The 20702-nt window shown below is 38.9% G+C and carries 16 protein-coding genes, 1 pseudogene and 1 CRISPR repeat array; of the genes and pseudogenes, 9 read left to right on the top strand and 8 right to left on the bottom strand.

The annotated features are described in order from the left end of the window. On the top strand, window positions 1-302 hold a 302-nt coding region (locus tag N518_RS0112810; RefSeq protein ID WP_026444355.1), incomplete at its 5' end, for an IS5/IS1182 family transposase. A gap of 575 nt (window positions 303-877) precedes the next feature. On the opposite strand, the gene N518_RS0112815 is transcribed toward N518_RS0112810, so the two are convergent. From N518_RS0112815 to N518_RS0112845, 7 genes and pseudogenes are all read right to left on the bottom strand, one after another. Then, entirely contained in the window at window positions 878-2446 is a 1569-nt protein-coding gene (locus N518_RS0112815) for a sensor domain-containing diguanylate cyclase (protein WP_026444359.1), read from the bottom strand. 212 nt (window positions 2447-2658) lie between these two features. Then, window positions 2659-4667: a CRISPR direct-repeat array (repeat unit 28 nt; unit sequence TTTCTAAATCATCTAGGCGATGACGAAC). 97 nt (window positions 4668-4764) lie between these two features. Then, a pseudogene (gene cas1f, locus N518_RS16350) lies at window positions 4765-5717 on the bottom strand (type I-F CRISPR-associated endonuclease Cas1f). Window positions 5718-5728: 11 nt separating this feature from the next. Beyond that, the gene (locus N518_RS0112825) at window positions 5729-6337 is read right to left on the bottom strand and encodes a type I-F CRISPR-associated endoribonuclease Cas6/Csy4 (RefSeq protein WP_026055488.1); all 609 of its coding nucleotides are present in this window, start codon (window positions 6335-6337) and stop codon (window positions 5729-5731) included. A 2-nt stretch (window positions 6338-6339) separates the two neighbouring features. Then, entirely contained in the window at window positions 6340-7401 is a 1062-nt protein-coding gene (csy3, locus tag N518_RS0112830) for a type I-F CRISPR-associated protein Csy3 (protein ID WP_005026493.1), read from the bottom strand. A gap of 29 nt (window positions 7402-7430) precedes the next feature. Continuing rightward, on the bottom strand, window positions 7431-8324 hold the full coding sequence (gene csy2 / locus N518_RS0112835; RefSeq protein WP_005026491.1) for a type I-F CRISPR-associated protein Csy2: 894 nt from the start codon (window positions 8322-8324) through the stop codon (window positions 7431-7433). After that, complete coding sequence (locus N518_RS0112840; RefSeq protein WP_005026489.1) at window positions 8321-9487, bottom strand: hypothetical protein; 1167 nt, start codon at window positions 9485-9487, stop codon at window positions 8321-8323. The genes csy2 and N518_RS0112840 overlap by 4 nt, the downstream gene beginning before the upstream one ends. Before the next feature lie 110 nt (window positions 9488-9597). Next, on the bottom strand, window positions 9598-9915 hold the full coding sequence (locus tag N518_RS0112845; protein ID WP_005026486.1) for a phage antirepressor KilAC domain-containing protein: 318 nt from the start codon (window positions 9913-9915) through the stop codon (window positions 9598-9600). Between the two features lie 462 nt (window positions 9916-10377). Here N518_RS0112845 and cas3f point away from each other — a divergent pair, with 462 nt between their 5' ends. Next, complete coding sequence (gene cas3f, locus N518_RS0112850) at window positions 10378-13614, top strand: type I-F CRISPR-associated helicase Cas3f (protein WP_005026483.1); 3237 nt, start codon at window positions 10378-10380, stop codon at window positions 13612-13614. A 64-nt stretch (window positions 13615-13678) separates the two neighbouring features. Here the strand turns inward: cas3f and N518_RS0112855 are convergent, their stop codons facing one another. Continuing rightward, entirely contained in the window at window positions 13679-14569 is an 891-nt protein-coding gene (locus N518_RS0112855) for a LysR family transcriptional regulator (RefSeq protein WP_005026482.1), read from the bottom strand. A gap of 96 nt (window positions 14570-14665) precedes the next feature. On the opposite strand from N518_RS0112855, the gene N518_RS0112860 reads away from it, so the two are divergent. The 7 genes from N518_RS0112860 to N518_RS0112890 all read left to right on the top strand — a co-directional run bounded on the left by N518_RS0112860 (window position 14666) and on the right by N518_RS0112890 (window position 20702). Continuing rightward, entirely contained in the window at window positions 14666-15097 is a 432-nt protein-coding gene (locus tag N518_RS0112860; protein ID WP_005026480.1) for a PACE efflux transporter, read from the top strand. A 460-nt stretch (window positions 15098-15557) separates the two neighbouring features. After that, window positions 15558-17237 (top strand): malonate decarboxylase subunit alpha, encoded by a 1680-nt coding sequence (mdcA, locus tag N518_RS0112865; protein ID WP_005026479.1) that lies wholly within the window; start codon window positions 15558-15560, stop codon window positions 17235-17237. Further along, window positions 17237-18121, top strand: a complete 885-nt coding sequence (locus N518_RS0112870) for a triphosphoribosyl-dephospho-CoA synthase (protein ID WP_005019776.1) — start codon at window positions 17237-17239, stop codon at window positions 18119-18121. Before mdcA ends, N518_RS0112870 begins: the two co-directional genes overlap by 1 nt. A 2-nt stretch (window positions 18122-18123) precedes the next feature. Continuing rightward, on the top strand, window positions 18124-18426 hold the full coding sequence (locus tag N518_RS0112875; RefSeq protein ID WP_005019778.1) for a malonate decarboxylase subunit delta: 303 nt from the start codon (window positions 18124-18126) through the stop codon (window positions 18424-18426). Further along, window positions 18416-19267: a biotin-independent malonate decarboxylase subunit beta gene (locus tag N518_RS0112880; RefSeq protein WP_017400633.1), complete on the top strand. Its 852-nt coding sequence runs from the start codon at window positions 18416-18418 to the stop codon at window positions 19265-19267. Before N518_RS0112875 ends, N518_RS0112880 begins: the two co-directional genes overlap by 11 nt. Continuing rightward, the gene (gene mdcE, locus N518_RS0112885; protein WP_005026471.1) at window positions 19264-20091 is read left to right on the top strand and encodes a biotin-independent malonate decarboxylase subunit gamma; all 828 of its coding nucleotides are present in this window, start codon (window positions 19264-19266) and stop codon (window positions 20089-20091) included. Before N518_RS0112880 ends, mdcE begins: the two co-directional genes overlap by 4 nt. Beyond that, the gene (locus tag N518_RS0112890) at window positions 20088-20702 is read left to right on the top strand and encodes a malonate decarboxylase holo-ACP synthase (protein ID WP_005026464.1); all 615 of its coding nucleotides are present in this window, start codon (window positions 20088-20090) and stop codon (window positions 20700-20702) included. The genes mdcE and N518_RS0112890 overlap by 4 nt, the downstream gene beginning before the upstream one ends.

Below are 20702 nucleotides of genomic sequence, written 5' to 3' on the forward strand. Positions count from 1 at the left end.
AAGCGCATGCGGTGATTCCACCTAGAAAAAATGCGAAACCATGGAAAGATACAAAGAGTAGCTCGCTAGAGCGAAATGAATTACTTCGAGCAATTAAACGTTTAGGCAGGACACTATGGAAAAAATGGTCAGGCTATCATCGGCGAAGTTTGGTTGAAACTAAGATGCATTGCATCAAATTATTAGGAGATAAACTCAGTGCAAGGAGTTTTGATAGCCAAGTGAATGAGATCCATGCACGTGTAGCAGTCCTCAACAGATTTACGGAATTAGGTCGACCACTTACCCAAGTTACGCCTTAAATTTGGTTCAATTAGGGGCGCTTTGCATTTCAAATCTTTGTGCAACAAAGCCTCGATCAGGTGTAAAACTAGAGCCTATATGATAACGTCTGAATAAATAAAAATTAAACTCTATTATCAAAACTCGCTAAAATTGATAGATCAAAAGACCTGATGTGTAGAGCGTTTGCTCATGTATATTAAATATGGATTAATATCCAGCCTGAGTACAAGTAAGAAAATATTAAAATTTTAATCATGTTGTTGTTTTTAATAAATATCTGATAATGTTAATAACTGTTATATGAACACTCATCCTGATAAATATTATAATATTTATTATATATTTAAAAATAGAATAGTTCAGTATGCCATTAATTGTTTTAAGGGGAATATAGAAATAGAGAGCGTAATGCCTGCTCATCAAGATTAAGCAGGGTTACTTAATATAGAACAAAGTAACTTCAATTGTGAAAAAATCAGTAAAAATTATATAGCATAAAAAAGCATAACCCTTAAAGGAACAGTTATATATCTGATACTCTAAAGGTTATGCTTTAAAATAGCTGATTCATAAATTTCCTGAATTATATTTTTTAGCTGTGCTTTACCTGGTTGCGGCCATGGTTTTTGGCATGATAGAGATTGTTGTCGGCAATTTTTAATACTTCTGTAAAACTATTTGAGCTCTCGGGCCACGACGCAATACCAATAGAGACCGTGATTCTGCCAACATTATTAATAATATATGTTTCTACGGCATGGCGAAATCTTTCAGCACTTTCATAGACCTCTTGTTTATTAACATTTGGAATAATTACAATAAATTCTTCACCACCATGACGGCAACAAAGATCATTTTTGCGGAAATTTTCCAACATGATCTTAGCTAAAGTTTTTAATACTTCATCACCTTCATCATGACCATACGTATCATTAATACGTTTAAAATGGTCTATATCAATCAGAAGTACAGAAAAAGGAACTTTAGAATCTATCATTCCTTTTGTAAAGAACTGCATCCCTCTACGGTTTAATAAGCCAGTCAGTGGATCTGTATTAATACGATGATCCATTTCGGTTAGCTTATGAGAAAATTTACGTGCGCTTAATAAAAGTGATAACTTGAACTTGGTGACCTCATAGTACCAAGGATTAATCCTTTTGATTCTTTCTTCGATTTTAGGTTGATTCAGCAGACTGGCCATATTGGCTAGGTTATGTAACGGATTGGAAATAACGAGTGCAAATCTCCAGACAATATAAAAAATAAGCAGATAAAACAGGAAAATTCCGCCTGTAACTTTATAAATAATAGTCGATGCCTGCTCAAGTAGCTCATTAGTGGGCTGCTGAGAGACAATAAGCCACTTGGTTGAGGGGATGTATGAAAAGCCGGCAAGATTATCTACGCCTCGACTGTTTATCAAACGGATATTTCCATTTTTGGTCGCCTGCATGTATTTCAGGCCTGTATTATTCCTAACAGTTTCTCCAATTCTTTTTGTATCAGGGTGAAAAATAATCTTATTATTCTGATCAATCACATACATGTAGCTCTTTTTATAACTGTAGTTGATCGTTAAGAGATGGTTAATAATATTTTTCTGCTTTAAGTAAATGGCTGAGCCTATAAAGCCCTTATAGTTATTATCTTTATCAAAGATAGGCTGGGACAAGAAAACAATCAGATTATCTTTTACAGAGTAATAGGGTGAAGAAATATAAGTTTTTTTATTTTTAAGTGAGGCTTGAATTCCGGGCGTGGTCTGAATTTTATTCCGGTCAATATTTAAAATGTTGGAAGAAAAGTTGATGAGCCTGCCTTCAGCATCACCAATGACTACACTGTTATAGTGATCCGACTGGTATTTAAGACGATCAACTTCTGCTTCTCTTAACGCAAAACTGTTAAAGTCTTTCCCCAAAGATTGAGCACTGTACTTGAGTTCTTTTAATATATTTTGAAAATGATTGTCTGTATTAAGGGCAATTTTATTTGCATATTCCGAGTTAATCGCTAAAGAGTTGCTGATTAACTGGTTTTTTACGATTAAATAACTCACGCCTAAAGATACAAAGAAGAGTGTAGATACGCAGAATACGATTAATAAAAGTATTAATTTTCTCAAGTCCAGGTCAAAAGACTTACCCAGTTTTCTCATGAACATCATAAATTAATCAAATTCTGACATATTTCGGCTCATAATACCTTTTTAATTTAATAATGTAGATGAAATTGGATGATTTATTGAACAATAATTCTGTTTTTAATAATTTTATTGTTTATAGAAGTTTTTACTATGTCTCTTTAAAAGTCTTAAACCATTTATGGAATAACGAACTTCATAGATGACAAGCCGAAAGATAAAGAATATTTCTAAATCATCTAAGCGATGACAAACCCTGAATCACCACGCGCGCCGTCTAGCTGTTTTTTCTAAATCATCTAAGCGATGACAAACATACCATTAATTAATATTTCATCATTCCATAATTTCTAAATCATCTAAGCGATGACAAACAATCAATTTCAAAAAACCGAACAGGTACTGTCTTTCTAAATCATCTAAGCGATGACGAACATAAAGTGGATTGCACGCTTACTGAGTCGATTTTTCTAAATCATCTAAGCGATGACGAACTATGAGCGCCGTATTGCGGATAAACCAGGTAATTTCTAAATCATCTAAGCGATGACGAACCCTTTGAGCGGCTTGTCTTCAAGAATGACTATTTTCTAAATCATCTAAGCGATGACGAACGGTAAATTGATGTGTTGATTTGGTTTCTTGCTTTTCTAAATCATCTAAGCGATGACGAACACCAGTTTTTCGCTCAACTTTGATTAAGCCTTTTTCTAAATCATCTAAGCGATGACGAACGGTTAAAGTCAATTTCTACGAGCTTGACGAATTTTCTAAATCATCTAAGCGATGACGAACGCAGATGCGGTCAAACAAGAGTTTGGGATAGACTTCTAAATCATCTAAGCGATGACGAACACTTTATCACTTTTTTTTGTTTTACCTTTAGTCTTCTAAATCATCTAAGCGATGACGAACTTGGACTCTGCAATAAAATAAGCAAAGAAGGTCTTCTAAATCATCTAAGCGATGACGAACTTCAAATTCATCGCGCTCATCATTAAGATCACCTTCTAAATCATCTAAGCGATGACGAACAGCTGTCAAATCCATTCCGGCATCACCGTGTTCTTCTAAATCATCTAAGCGATGACGAACATAACTTTTTCTCTATAACAGAAACTTGCTGCCTTCTAAATCATCTAAGCGATGACGAACACTGTCTTGCTTCGGTTCCTTTGGTTCTGTCTCTTCTAAATCATCTAAGCGATGACGAACTTACAAGTAGCAATACCTACGCCCTTGTAAATCTTCTAAATCATCTAAGCGATGACGAACAGAAGGCATCAAACACCCAAACTGCTTTTAATCTTCTAAATCATCTAAGCGATGACGAACGTCAACAGGCTCAAGAACAGAATCAGCAGCAACTTCTAAATCATCTAAGCGATGACGAACCAATCGAACCTACTCGCCAATCTGCCCCCATACTTCTAAATCATCTAAGCGATGACGAACGGCGCATGGCGCACCGAAGAAGAAATCAAACATTTCTAAATCATCTAGGCGATGACGAACCATTAAAATTGATTATACACAAGTTAAATGAATTTCTAAATCATCTAGGCGATGACGAACATCAATGCAGATGCAGCATACAACGTTTTACAGTTTCTAAATCATCTAGGCGATGACGAACTATTCCCTTGGCTTGAACCATCAATAACATCTTTTCTAAATCATCTAGGCGATGACGAACAAGCTACTCATAGCATATTTGAAGCCCTGAGATTTCTAAATCATCTAGGCGATGACGAACCGTCGTTAGGCGGTTGATAACATGCACCGTAATTTCTAAATCATCTAGGCGATGACGAACGCGGTAAATGCCGGGAAAAGCCGAGCTATTAATTTCTAAATCATCTAGGCGATGACGAACAAGCCATTGGTTTTTTTGGTTTCTTCTGTATTTTTCTAAATCATCTAGGCGATGACGAACACGACTTCAACGTGTTCACAGCCAGCTCAGTATTTCTAAATCATCTAGGCGATGACGAACTTATGTTGAGGTTCTAACATCAGAGGGTGAGCTTTCTAAATCATCTAGGCGATGACGAACTGGTGGGCAAGACTTGCAAGGCGCATGATATTTTTCTAAATCATCTAGGCGATGACGAACCTTTTTTTATCCTGTCTGCAACTGGTTCTGCATTTCTAAATCATCTAGGCGATGACGAACCATCCATGCTCATCGGCTTGTTAAAGGCCCATTTTCTAAATCATCTAGGCGATGACGAACTAGAGTTAAGTTAAAACAAAACTCTTGAAATCAATTATATAAGTTTTTAATGAGTGAAAATACTTCGTTATAAAGTATAAAACTTAATTATATGATTTTATTTAATTTTACTACATATGTCAGTAATGAAGCCAAACATGTAATCTAAAATATCTTTGTCTTGGCATGTTTCAATAAGCTGCATTCGGAATTCTTTTTGATTTAATCCTTTTGCTGCACATGTAAAAGCAATTGGCATCACAAAAGCATCTTTCACTAGATCAGCTAGGTCAAAGACTAGACCCCCACGACGTGTTTTACCGTGCAAAATAGGGAGAGCAAAGCTAATTCCCATTCCATTTAAAGCAACTGCCGCATAGCCGTAGGCAATATAGTTTCCATGATCGAGATAACTGTTGGCTATATCAGCAATAGTATCATGAGAATTTTTTCCTTCATCGCGAATGAACTCAACACCAAAGCCTTTAGCAAGTTGCTTGTATAACGTTTTGGCCCAACGACCTTCGGCTGCAAGTAATTCTTGTTGATTTTCTGAACGATCAATATCTTGTTTAAATGTGTTTAAAGCATTCTCATCAATATAAATACCAGATTGAATCAAATCAAAATTTTTTTCCATGATTGTGATACGAGGGCAATACGTTCGAGTAATAATATTTTTGCCATGAGTAATCGTGCATCATCTTCTAGCCATGCTTTCATCCAGATTTGCATATATTCAGTGGGACGATATTCACTTTGAGGCGCTAAAAATGTTAAGTCTAAGGATGAAAATAAAGGGGAGCCGCCAGAACCGCAAAACCCAACCATGACATTAGATTCTGCTAAACGTCTGGCAGCCGCATCTGTTAATGAACTACCTTTACCAAGTAGTAAAAAGGCTGTGTTTTTCTCTGGAATATTATAAAAATATTCCACAGGCTGTGAGTTCTCCGTCAAGTAAACAATTCGATCATCTTTTAAAACGACACGAACTCTCTCTAAATAAAAAACGCAGGCACGCTTTGAAAGCATAAGTGGGCGGCTGCGTTCCTGACGGAGTTGACTCATATTATATTTCCTTAAAAAACGGGTAGGGCAAAAGGACTTTCCTTACGAGCAAGCCCATAGCTATCTGGTAGTCCGTATCCCGCATTTTCGCTGTCCTGCACATCAATAATTACTGTAAAACCATGACCTGTACTGCTGACCACCTGAAAGAAGGGCATTCCTTTGGCAGTTTTTAAGCGTCTATCTCTTAAAGGTTCATTTTGATGAGAAAGCTTTGTACGTTCAGTTTTCTGAGTTGGAATACGAAACTTACGATAACTTTTCCAACCAGAAATTTTGGCAGTAGGAACAGCAATTGCGGCACCTAAAACGGTATAGTCGCGAATTTTCCAGTGTCCTTTAATTGCCTCGATTAACTCATCTAAATCATCCTGCTTTTCTGCAAAAATTCGCAAAATATCAAAGTTAGGTTTAGCTGAACGACCATGTTTTTTTTCAAACTGTTCCTGCTTCGCTTTCAATTTATCGGATATCTCCAACGCAAGCGCGTAATGCGCAGGTAGTTTTCGAAATGCACCATGAATCACGGTGTAAATTTGATTACGAATATGACCAAGTTTTAAATCCGTATCATCTGATGATTCAAGAACACGGATATCCAGATAGTAATTGGCATCCATCATTATTCACCCTCGGAGTACACGCCACCACGAATTAAACATGCAATCAGGAACATGCCTTTGTCGCTGTTTACATCCAGTTCATCAATTTCTTTTAAAATATCGAATGCAGAAACTTTATCTTTACCCACGCGATAGAAAATCTGTCCTTCTAAATTTGCCCCATTAGGTTCTACTGCAATTGGCTTTTCATCGTTTTCTTTAAACAGTGGATACCAGGTATCAATTGTTCTTAGTGCATTTCCGATTTTTTGGTCACGTAATGCAGCTTGACCTAGATATTGGTTGTCATTGGCTTTGTGGTCTGGTTTTTTCGGTGTTAATTGATATAAAGATCGGGAGAAACCTTTTGGTTTCTCTTCTAGGTAATTTTGAGAAGGGAAAACTTCTACACCGCCCATTCCGAAGTCAACAATCGCTTCAATATGCAAGGCAGCACTTGTGGATTCACCTGTAATTCCTTTTAACAAAATATCTGCTAGTTTTTGTTCTTGTTCAGACGGTTGATCAAAACTCTTAAGGTTGTAAGAAAGTGCATCAAAACTCAATGTTTCAGGGTGGTCCTGAGCAGTCACTTGAATGGTAATGCTTTCAGCGACAATACGATTACGCCATAACCAACGGCCATTCACGATATTACGTACATAACGACGCACAACTTCTTTAAGTCCATCGCTTTCTTTGGCGCGATTTACAAAACTTAAGAAAGCTTGGCGGAAATTATATTCTTCGCTTTTGTCAGCACCAGCTTTAGAAGCACTTGCAAACAGTACATAGCTCAAGTCAATAAAACGAAAGTCCCATTTCACCAAAAGTTTGGCTTTAGGTTGTAATTTTGCAGATTCGGTCAACTGAATATTGGTGACTTCGCGAGCCAGAGAATTACCTGTTGCTGCTCCTTTTTCTTTATTACCTGCGACATTTTGAGTGCCTCGAATACCGTGATACATCACGTGTAAAGGTTCTTGTTTACCATCTTCAAATAAGTTGAAAAAAGCCCCATCACTCACCACCGTGCCGCGTTGTAAAGAAAGGCTACCTGGTAATTTCTTAAAAATTGTCATGTAAAAAATTCCTTATATTCAAAAATGATTTATGCATTAATGCAATTTTGTTTTAAAAGAAAAATGTCGTCTTGCGGCCAGTGGTAGGTCCACAATAGTTTTTGCAAGTTATGCCAAGTGTCATCCTCAGCCTCGGTATTTTTCCTTAGAATCTCGCCTAAAGAAAAATACTGAACAATGCCGGTAAGCGGTTCTGCATAGGCATGTGCTGTAGTTTCCTGATCTTGTGCTTGGCGAATACCTGCTCGTTGGTCTGTGAGTGGCTCAAGTAGGGCGTACCCCAAATTAGTTGCCGATATCCAACTTAAATTTGGGTCATTAAAGAACGTTCTAAGTGCATCTGCTTTTAATGCCAACAGTTGGGTAAATGCCTGAACTCGATTAATTTGTTTACGCTGCTGATACTCAATAAGCAAATCTTGTCGGTCTAAAATGGCAAACCCAGTTTTGATTTTCTTTAAGGCATTTTCTAATTCATTTTCAGCATATATCGTAATTTCTAAAAACTCGATAATTTGTCCACCAGCGAAACGGCTACGTTTAAGTATGTTTGTTAGTTTTTCTGGACTAATCCGAGAGCTAGAAAATTTGATAATAAGGCTAAACTCTAAATGACAAGATGCTGTTGGCTGTAAAGACAATATTGGACGTTTGGCTGATTTTTTACCAATATAATCTTGCATATTTATATATGTTGCAGCTCTGCGTTGAGCAGGCGTAAAGCGCCCATAAGCTTGTCCGCCTAAACGCTGTTGGTCATGATGAATATAAATAATGCCTTGTTCTTGAGTGCCTAATTGTCTTGCTAAATGATGTGCAAACATATTGGCTGCAAACAAAGGCACACCACCTAATAACAGGCCATTGGTTTGTATATTTGCATTTTGTACTCGCATACGAGGAATCACGACATAACGACTCATCGAACAATCTCCCGTAAGCGGCGGGCGATATAACCTTCTGAATTGCTATCTAGGCTAATTGATACAGTTTCATTATTTATTTCTATATCAAAGGTTTCATTGGTGATTTTTCTAGCAAGATAATCGGAGAATTTAATTCTCCAGTGATCATCTCTTAGCTCTGGGTCAATCAAACCTTGCAAAACAAATGGAAGGCTCGGATGAACCCAGAATGAAGGACGCTCAATTTCTTCCATACTTGGTAAAATTGATTCAGCTTCTTCTAAAATATTTTTTTGAAAAGTCGCCTGTCTTAAGACATCTTTAGCAAGGATGTTCAGGAAAATAACTTCCTGATCTCGAACATCCCGATTGGTCGAAGGAGCGAAAATCTCGAGGTCATGCCAATTTTGAATGGTATTCGTCGCGGTGATAATAAGTTGGCGATTTAAAATTTCTGACCACTCTTTAATTGCTTCTTTTGCTCGTTTAGTCCCATTAAGCAGTTTTATTTTACGGGATAGTCGTATCGTAAATCCGTTATAGAAAATCGCTAAGGCTTGACGTACTTTTTCACTTGCTTGAGGAGCATCAACTGTAATAGGGCGTTGCATTGAACGCACTAGGCTTCCCACATTTTGTGGATTGGCTCCACCTATGCCAAAAATAGCAGTTTGAATGCGGTTAAACTCACTGTCTTTTTCTTTGCATAATTCATTTACAGCATCAACTTCTTGGTTCACAAGATAATTTACACCAGCAGCAGTAAGTGGACTTACTGAAACATATTCACCATTTTTGGGAATTAAAAGCTGGCGCATACGTATATCAATGTTTTCTGTACCGGCTTGATACGGCTCATTAAAAATAGATGAAATGGATGGCTTGAGCTGTTCCACTTGTTGTTGAAACTCAGCTTCTTCTGAATGGATGTCATTATTAATCATGGCTGCTTTTACGACTTTAAAAATAGAAGCCGTTTTACCTGCATTTGCCTGATAATCAGTGGGAATCAGGAAGTCTTCATTTAATAAAGTTCGAGCACTGAGATAGGGTAAATCAAGTGCTTGTTGATTACTTAAACGAATCCCGCCTTTTTCAATATTGGAGTTAATCGTTTTTAAACTAAAGTGCACAGATTCTTCTAAGGCATTTATAAAAATATCAGTTTGTGGTTCAGGCATTATCTTCCCCGTTTTTGTTATCTAGCCAATTTTTAACACATTATTTTAAAAATTAAATAAATACTGAATATTATTGCGACATTAAATGTCGCAATAATATCTTCGTAGATTTAAGAGCAAAATCTATTCTTAAAGTATGTTAGACCTTTTAAAGTGACTCTAACTTGTAAATGTGGAACTACTATGCCTGTAGAGTGTTTTATGTTTATTACTCGATGGCATAAGATTTCTCTATCTACAATATTTTGATATGACTCCCATGCAGTTTGCTTACTTCGTTTAAAAATAAATTTATTCCTGTATAAAAGTTCAATAAATACTTTAGGAGATAACTTTAGAAGTTTTGCTGACATACTCAGTGAAAAATCAGGTGATGATTTTTCTTGATTTGACAATGGATTTATATGTTCTGTGATAAGATTACTCATGAGTGAGCTCCTTTTGATACGAGTTAACTTGAAGAGCAGCACAAAAGAGTTGAGATGCTTTGTGCTGCTCAGTTCTAACTCATTATGACTAGTTAAATTTTTATATTAATAATGTAACAATAATCTAGTCTCGGGCGTTATTTTTTATTTGAATTTATGTTATTGTTATTCATTGGAGTTTTAGATGTAACAAAAAGTAATCCATCTAAAGCGATGGTCAACGAGATAATTCTTAAACAAGAATCTAGTCTCTTTCTCAACTACTTATACAGTAGCAGACAAAAAAGATTATACAGAAATAGCGGTAACTGCTTGCAACTATTTGTTAAGTACAGATAAGCTAAAATATAAGTTCAAAACGACATAAACTGTCGTTCTAAGATCGTATCTTGTTATCAGAACTTTCTCTTTTTTAAAACAAGAGATTATATTTTCATTACATTTAAATTTTAACAATAAACTATGCACGTCATTCTCATCTCAGCTTGTGAAAAAAGAGCGTTAAAGAAAACTCGAGCGATTTTGGATAGCTATGCGATTCGTACAGGACATTCATCTTGGCAAGCACCCATGACCATGGATGGCTTAAAAGAAATTCGTAGTGCACTCAAAAAAGTGGCAACCCGACAAACTGCGGTAGCTGCGTACATTAATTTTGGTGTGCGAAGAATGAAGCTTGCATGGGTTGTGGGCGCAAAACATAAATTTGCACACGACGGTGCCTATCCGGTTGCATCGACCAAGAAACAGCAAAAATTACTGATGCTGGATGAATGGGTCAAAGTAAGTAGCTTATTGGCGGGTGCAGCAGGGGACATGCATGATATTGGTAAAGCTTCACAACATTTTCAGAAAAAATTAAGTCCAGAAATGGCGGGGCAAAAAATTAAAGATGACATTCGACATGAATGGCTGTCTTTAAAACTGTTACAACAACTCAGAAAAAATGGATGGGACTGGCAGCTTGCCTGGAAGAATTTAGATAAAGGTTTAGATAAATTTACTTTAGGTGATCGACAAGAAATTGAACAGGGAGTCCAAAACGAATTAGAAGCAGTCGATTATTTGGTTGTTACGCATCATGGGTTATTAGGCGTGGAAGAAGCTTTAAAAAATGATCCACTCGCATTACCTCACTATGAAAATCATGTTCGAACATTAGTTCCAAGCCGTGAACAAATGAGCTGTGCCGGTGAATTGCCAGACTCTATTTTTAAAAGCCATCAAAAACGTATGCAACGTTTAACTGCATTAATACCAAAACAAAAAACAGACCAGCTTTTATACTGGAAAGCCTTAGCACTACATTCACGAGCAGCTTTGATTCATGCAGATCATATTGTCTCGGCACAACAATATTCTTTGCAAAAGCCTGAAAATGTATCGTTATTTGCAAATACAAAGCTTAAAACTATAGACCAAGACAAGCAAGCCAAATTACAAGATCAACCACTAGAATGGCATTTACACCAAGTCGGAGATCGCGCTTCACGAATCGCAGTTCAAATGATGACTGATTTGAGTTTATCTGGTCTATCTGAACAAACCGTTGAATATATTTGCCAGCCAACGACTCACCCGCGGTTCCAATGGCAAAATATCGCAGCAAATGCCTTGCAAAGAAATATACAGAAGCATCCTGAAACACCGGCACTAGTATTTAATATTGCAGGGACAGGAAGCGGTAAAACCCGTATGAATTTGCGCGCTGCTTGTACTTTACGACCAGATGACCCAAGATTAGCGATTGCGCTTAATTTGCGTTCTCTAACTTTGCAGACTGGGCATGCACTTAAAACATCGATGAATCTATCGGAAGATGAAATTGCTGTGATTATCGGGAATACGGTTACCCAGACTTTATTCGATCAAAGTAAAGAGAAAATTGAGTTCTTGGATGAAGATGAAAATCATCCGGAACCTATGTTTGATGCCTGGGGGGAAGACTGCGATTTACCAGACTGGTTACATCCATTATTTACGGTTGAAAAAAATGGACGTAAAGTTTTAGATCAAAAGGAAACGACTATTCTTGCTTCACCATTACTGGTGTCAACGATTGATTATCTGACTGCAGCGGGTGAACCACATAGACAAGGACATCACGTTAAAGCATTACTTAGGATAATGAGTAGTGACCTGATTTTAGATGAAGTGGATGGCTATGAACCTCAAGCCCTCATTGCCGTGTTGCGTTTAGTTCAGCTCGCTGCTTTGTATGGTCGAAACGTGATTTGTTCTTCAGCAACTTTATCACTGACCGTTGCCAAAACAATTCATCGAGCCTTTGAGTCAGGCATACAGATGCGGGCGGCTCTGTATGGAAATAAGAAAAAATCAATCATTGCGATTATTGATAATGAGCTTAAACCAAAAATATGGTTAGAGCAGTCAAATCAAAAATCAGAATTTAATGGAAATTATCAAAAACATTTGGATGATTTGCAAATTCACTTGTGCTCTAAGCCAACTCATCGACTGGCTCAGTTGCTTTCATTACCTGAAACTACAGTTTTATCGTGGAAACAGTCAGTATTAGAAGCAGTAAAGCAACTTCATCAAGCGCATGCATGGAATTTTAAAAAGACAGAAAAGAAAATTTCTTTGGGGCTGATACGGGTTGCCAATATTAAACATGCAATTCGACTTGCCCAATTTTTATCAGATCATTTACCTGAGGCAAATATTGCTTGTTATCATGCAAATGATTGGCTTATTTCAAGATTTTATAAAGAGCAACGTTTAGATCAGCTTTTAACACGTCATAAAGATGGTAAGAAAAGAAAAACGGGTAATGAGCAGATCGAGCAAGATGATGAAATGATTGATCTCATTCAAAAATCTAATTCTTTAAATATTCCCTTTATTGTGGTTGCGACACCAGTAGAAGAAGTGGGACGAGATCATGATTTTGATTGGGCCATTATTGATGCCTCAAGTGTGCAATCCATTGTACAAACAGCAGGACGAGTCAATCGTCATCGATTGGAAAAAGTACAGCAACCCAATATTATGATTCCACAGTGGAATTATCGTTATTGTGAACAACGAGATATTGAAAAAAACAAGCAACAAACCAGACAGCGCAGACGCGTATTTGTTTATCCGGGTTATGAAGGATATGGTTCATCGGTAACATCAACTTATTCATCTCAAGATTTAAACGAGCTTTTGCCTTGGGATCTTCAATCTCAATTAGTGATTAATGCCCGATTGCGTTTTGATCAGTTAAATTGTTTATTTGCAGAATATGATGATCAACAAATTAAAAGTTTTTGCCAGAATTATTTTAATGATCAAGGAGATCAGTTATTTTCTCGGTCTGATGTAGATGCAAGTATCATGACAGAGAATATTTATAATTTAACGCCTTTACGTGAACGTAATTATCAAGAAACCTATATGTTTGAGTGGGCTGAGAGCTTAACTGTTAAAAAGCAAGTATATGGTTTTGATGCGAAAGCGACGAAGACCTTAAAATATCCGAAATATGGTTTGGTATGGGACCAAGTGAAATTCGAAGAAATTCCTGCTAAACCGCAAGCATGGTTAGCCCTCACTCCCCAACAAATGAAAGATTACTGTGACGAGTACCAGATTGCCCATGAGCAAGGCTGCCGTTTATCTTTAACACTTTACAATAGAGATGCAGTATCTATGTGGTCTTATGATTATGGCTTTGGCATCATGTCAAAGTAGATTAATTTTATATTTAAAAGATAAGGTTCAAGAAAAAATTTTCCTATTTAATCTAATCTAGTGATTATGTTGACCAGTCTTCGCGGATCAGCTCTATTAATTCACGAGAGGCTTTAGGAAGTACCTTATCTTTTAACCAGACCAAATAGACCGGCATAGGGAGCTGATTCTGTGTATTTTTAAAATTTAACTGGATTAGCCGGCCGGTATCAATCAGATCTTTTACCAGAGATAAAGGAAAGTTACCCCAGCCTAAGCCTATCTCCACCATATCAATTGCTGTCTGTAGATGGTTGGTTCGCCAGTAAGAAGCACCTATCACAGGCCTTAAATCTGTTATGTCTAGCTCGGTACTTGCAACTAATATCTGCCGTACATTAATCAGATCTTCAATAAAAATTGCATCTTTATTTGTATGTACCAATTCATGGTTTGCTGAAATTGTAGCTACCACTGTCTCTGTAGTAACAAGCTGCAAATATTCCTGCATCTTAATATTTTGACCGGAACTGGCCAGACAGATACTGATCTGTTCTGCATAAAGCATATGTAGAATATCATCCTGTGGCGCTGTAATAACTTCAATATGAAGCAGGGGATATTTTGAGGCAATTTTTTGTATAGCCAGCAAGAGCTTCCGGTTATTTACATCAGAAACGACACCTATTTTTAAAATATTCTCCAGGCCCAAAGACAGTTCACATGCATGCTTCGTCATTTGCTTAAGTTGCTCTGAAATCATTCTGGCCTGTGGTACTAATGCCAGCGCCGTAGCTGTAGGAATAACCTTGCGTGGAGTTCTTTCAAAAAGCATTAGTCCTAATTCTGCCTCTAGGTTGGCTATACCCATGCTTACTGCCGACGGAACCCTGCGTAAATTTCGTGCGGCCGCAGAAAAAGAGCCTGCATCAAGAACAGCAAGAAATAACTCAATATTTTCACTACTAAAATTCATTTGTTATCAGTTCAACTGAAAGCTATTAACTTTATCAATAATTCTAACTGAAATTAAAATAGGGAATCTTATTAATTTGTTCAGGTAATCTCATTCATGCAAGGAATGAAACGTCGAGTAGTTTATATCACTAGCTATGAAATCATCGGAATGGGAATTTCTTCGCTATGTTTCGCTTTATTGACTGGTAGCACATTAAGCCATACTGGACCTCTAGCAATTTTAGTGACCAGTATGGCGGCACTTTGGAATCTGGTATATAACCTGATGTTCGAAGCATGGGAAAGACGTCAAACGATGCGTACCCGTACTGTGAAACGGCGTATAGCCCACGCAATAGGGTTTCAGCTCACCCTAATAATTTTTCTAATTCCTCTTATTGCCTGGTGGATGGAAATTACATTACTCAAAGCATTTATTTTAGATGCTTCTTTAATTGTTATTATTCCTTTTTATACTTTTACCTTTAACTGGATTTTTGACCAGTTATTTGGTGTGCCGCTTTCTGCTCAACCTATAGCTAAATAGATTTTATTAAAATATAGTATTGAGGATTTTTCTGATCTATAGAAAATATACAGAATAGAAGTATATTTTCTATATTTTAAATTAAATAATATGTAAATAAGTTTTTGATTTTAATGATATTATACTTTATGGGATAAAGTATCATTGATTTATCATGATATTATAAAAACATAGGAAGATTATATTTAAAACTAATTTAATATTTGAATTAATCCTATAAATAATGAAATATACTAAATTAAAAATTTATTTTATATAAAAAATAATTGAGAAACTGAAAAAGAATTATATGCCTAGTAATAGTACTTAACTACCTTCTCTTAATTAGACTTTTTAACATGCCACTCCAAAGCAGTTTTGAATCATTAACTTTAGGTTAATGATTCTGCTTTCAGGTTGATTGATCCTGCATACTAAAAAGAGTTTTATAGATCAGGAGATAAGTATTAAGGAAAGCCTCATGGAAGGTTCGGTTCAGAATAAAGAACGTATATGGACAAAACGTCGACATGCAAAACAACTCAAACTGGAAATGGCTGCAAAATATGCCGATGGCTGCATTATTCCGGCAGAAGATATTATAAAAGTATTAGAAATACTGATTACACCAGGCGATAAAGTAGTTCTGGAAGGAAATAACCAGAAACAGGCAGATTTTCTATCTCGCTCACTGATACAAGTCAATCCGGAAATTCTGCATGACCTGCATATGATTATGCCCAGCGTTGGGCGTCCGGAACATCTGGATCTGTTTGAAAAAGGTATTGCCCGCAAGTTGGACTTTTCTTTTGCAGGAACACAAAGTCTTAGAATCAGTCAATTAATTGAAGACGGGCTGCTCGAAGTTGGAGCCATTCATACTTATATTGAACTCTATTCACGGTTACTGGTTGATCTTATTCCCAACGTTGTACTTTCAGCAGGTTTTATGGCAGACCGGCAGGGTAATATCTATACCGGCCCAAGTACAGAAGATTCTCCAGCTTTAATAGAACCTGCTGCTTTTAGTGACGGCATTGTAATAGTCCAGGTAAATGAACTGGTTGATGATGTTACAGATTTACCGCGGGTTGATATTCCTGCTTCATGGGTAGATTTTGTCGTGGTAGCAGATAAACCATTTTATATCGAACCTTTATTTACACGTGATCCGAAACACATCAAGCCTGTGCATATATTGATGGCCATGATGGCGATCCGCGGTATTTATGAACGTCATCAAGTGCAATCTTTAAATCATGGGATCGGTTTTAACACAGCAGCGATTGAACTGATTTTACCTACTTATGGCGAATCCCTGGGTTTAAAAGGCAAGATTTGCCGCAACTGGACACTCAATCCGCACCCGACATTAATACCTGCCATTGAAACTGGTTGGGTGGAAAGTGTGCATTGCTTCGGGACCGAGCTAGGCATGGAAAAATATATTGCTGCCCGCCCTGATGTATTTTTTACCGGTCGAGATGGCTCATTACGTTCTAACCGTATGATGTGCCAGTTGGCTGGACAGTACGCAGTAGATCTGTTTATTGGAGCAACGCTTCAGGTAGATGGAAGCGGGAACTCTTCCACAGTTACTAAAGGCCGACTTGCCGGTTTTGGTGGAGCGCCCAATATGGGCCATGACCCTCGTGGACGCAGACATGCCACACCTGCCTGGCTGGACATGCGGACCACAGAACAAACTGATACAGATACTTATCTCGCTCGTGGCAAGAAACTGGTTGTACAGATGGTAGAAACCTTTCAGGAAGGCAGGAAACCTACTTTTGTAAATACGCTTGATGCGGTAGGTGTAGCTCAAAAAGCTGGTATGGCACTGGCACCTATCATGATTTATGGTGACGATGTAACCCATTTACTCACTGAGGAAGGAATTGCCTACCTATATAAAGCCCGCAGTATGCAAGAACGAGAAGAGATGATTGCAGCGGTTGCAGGTGTAACTGATATAGGTCTTAATCATAACCCTAAAACAACTGAACGCCTGCGTCAGGAAGGTCTGGTGGTCTTTCCAGAAGACCTAGGGATACGCCGTACTGATGCAACACGCGAATTACTAGCTGCCAAAAATATTGCAGAGCTTGTGTCCTGGTCAGATGGCTTATATCAACCACCTGCAAAATTCAGGAGCTGGTAATGATGGCTGTTTTAACCGGAACTTCTTTGACTGTGGCCGAGCGGCTGGCTGAATTTGCCGTCCAGGCATTACTAGATGAAGTAAATCTGACTCCTAAGCCGGCACTGGTCGACCAGCGTGGCAGTGGTGCACATGATGACCTTAGCCTTGAGCTGATGGAGCATTCTGCACAAAGCCTGTTTCCCATGTTTAAGGCAATGGCTCAGGCCGCAGAAAAATATGGAACTGTCTGTCAGTCATTAAGAGAAGAAATTGGTCATATTGGGCGTCAAGGTGAGAAGCAAATGCTGCAGGTAACTCAAGGCATTAATACGCATCGTGGTGCAATCTGGTCACTTGGATTAATGGTCACTGCTACAGCGCTTACTCTTGAAAAGCAGAAAAGACTAACTGTACCTAACTTATGCAGGCTTGCCGGAAAAATTGCCTGTTTGGAAGACCGGTTCATTCCAGTACAGGCATTAACACATGGCCAGAAAATCCGGCAGCAATATGGCATAAATGGTGCCAAACAGCAGGCCCAGCAAGGTTTTCCAGTAATAGTTCAGTACGGTTGGCCGCAATTATGCCTGAGCCGTAGTAAAAGTATAAGTGAAAGTCATGCACGGCTTGATAGCTTGCTTGCCATGATGTCACAGCTTACAGATACCTGTGTCATTTATCGAGCTGGCCTTTCCGGGCTAGAACAGATGCAGGACGGTGCAAAATATGTTCTGGCCTCAGGAGGAAGTTCTACCTTAAAAGGACAGCAGGCTTTACAACAGCTAGAACATAATTTACTGGCCATTAGAGCGTCGGCCGGGGGAGCAGCAGATTTACTGGCAGCCTTACTGTTTCTGGATAGCATAAGCAGAACGGACCATAAAATATTAAAGGATGACTAAGTATGGAAATATTAAATTTTGAATTTAATGCGGGAAAAGTACCTCAAAAATCTATTGTAGTTGGCTGTGTAGGTTCAGGAGATCTGGAAATCCTGATGGAACCCGGTTCAGAAAGAAAGCTTAAAGTCAGGGTAACAACTTCAGTAGATGGCAGCAGTCAGCGTTGGAATAACCTGTTTGAACGGGTATTTACCAGCCAGCTTCCGCCAGCAGTCAATATTGATATCCACGATTTTGGAGCGACACCGGGAGTTGTCCGTTTAAGGCTGGAACAGGCCTTTGAGGAGATAGAAAATGCCGGATAAAAATAAACTACTAGAACAGCAGAGCTTTATTGAATTAAATGCCCGTGAACGTGCTTGGTCATTTCTGGACCCGAACAGCGGGCGTGAACTGCTTGATCCATTTGCACGAATTATGTCGCCATGGCTGCCCAAGCAAAATATTGTACCGCAGGCCGATGATGGCGTTGTAATTATCAAAGGATTAATCCAGCAGCAACCTACTGTTGTCATCTCAATTGAGGGTGTATTTCAGGGAGGAAGTCTTGGGGAAGTCGGCGGTGCCAAAATTGCTGGCGCACTTGAAATGGCAATCGAAGATAACCGTCAGGGAATTCCGACCGCCGCTATTTTACTGCTAGAAACTGGTGGCGTACGTTTGCAGGAGGCTAACTTGGGTCTGGCTGCTATTGCAGAAATTCAGGCAGCAATTGTTGAGCTTAGACAATACCGGCCTGTGATTGGAATTATTGCAGGAAGTGTGGGTTGCTTCGGTGGAATGTCAATTGCAGCAGGATTATGCAGTTACCTGATCATAACACAGGAAGGTCGTCTTGGGTTAAACGGACCACAGGTAATTGAACAGGAAGCAGGTATACAGGAATATGACGCTAAAGACCGTCCTTTTATCTGGAGTATTACCGGAGGGGCTCAGCGCTTTGCCAGTGGCTTGGTCGATGCTTATGTACAAGATGACCGAGAACAAATGAAACAACAGGTGATTAACTATATGCAGCAGGGTATACCTCAACTGCATCGCAGTTCAGACTATTCTTTTTATCTGCCCAAGCTCAGTCAAATAGATACATCAGAACAATTATTGCCTGTTCAGGTGCAAGCGTTGTATCAGGGAGAACAGACATGAATATGGACATAAACGCCATCAAGTTTTCAGTTCGGGGTAAACACTGGTTTGAAATTTTAACACGAGGTTTCCAGAAAATTGAAACTGGCATTCATTCTCTGCTGGTTGCCGATGGACAAATAGACGGGCAGATGTTGCGGGTATTTGCAGTTGTACCGGATATTCATAATCACTTTCCACGGGCACGCAAAGGCGAGGTAGGACTCCTTGAAGGATGGTCACTGGCAAAAGCTGTAGATCAACTTATTCAACTCGATGAAGGAAAAAAAGATAAGCGTGCAATTCTATGTATTGTCGATGTGCCGAGTCAGGCTTATGGGCGTCGTGAAGAATTGCTGGGGATACATCAGGCTTTGGCCGGTGCAGTAGACAGTTATGTACGTGCACGTCTGGCCGGACATCCGGTAGTCAGCCTACTGGTCGGAAAATCAATGTCGGGTGCTTTTCTGGCTCATGGCTATCAGGCAAACCGGATTTTAGCACTAAAGGATTCTGGCGTGATGGTACATGCCATGGGCAAAGAATCTGCTGCCCGTGTAACATTACGTACAGTAGATGAGCTGGAGCAACTGGCTGCCAATATACCACCAATGGCGTATGACATTGAAAGCTACAACACATTAGGATTACTGTCTGACATGCTGGAAGTCAGTGATGCAGACCAGCCTACCGGCCAGGACATATTTAATGTCCAGCAGGTTCTGGTTCATGCATTTATCAATATTAGGCAACAGGGCATGACTGACCTTAAACACCGTTTGAATGCAGAAAATCGTAAAGCCTCTAAACAGGTACGTGAATTATTACGTGAGCAATGGTCATGAATACTCAGCTGCAGCCACATGACTTGCTATGGGGAATGACGCCGGCTATGTTACCGCAAAATGCGCCTGAATGGGTAGCACATGAATTGTCACGGGAAGTGCCGGTGGTGATACGCCGTGCATCTACCCGTCCTGCTGTAATTGCAGTCGGTATTCGTGGAAAATGCCGTAGCCTACGCTATGCCACCGAGATGCCTGTTCAGGCGATTACCCAACATATCAAGCCTGAGGCGCTGGTGAAAACAGACCTTGCCGGGTTTCCCCATCTCCAGCAAAGCCTAGAACTGGTAGGGCAGGTTATGGAAAGTATTGGCTTACCTTGGGGTTATACCGGTAGTACAGGCTTTGAACTGGCAACCGGTCTGAGAACAGTGACAGAACAGAGTGATATAGACCTGTTAATACGTGCAGAGTGCTTAATGGAAAAAGAGCAGGCACGAACTATTTTACAGCAGCTCGATGCCCTTAAACTCAAAATAGATGTACAGCTTCAGACCCCTTCAGGTGGCATCGCATTAAGGGAGTGGGCACAAGCAGCAGGAAGTATTTTACTAAAATGTCAAAATGTGGCTGTTTTAGTGCTCAATCCTTGGAACTTGGAAGGAGCTTAG

It is taken from the genome of Acinetobacter sp. UNC436CL71CviS28 (genome assembly GCF_000620525.1).
Taxonomy (GTDB): Bacteria; Pseudomonadota; Gammaproteobacteria; order Pseudomonadales; family Moraxellaceae; genus Acinetobacter; species Acinetobacter radioresistens.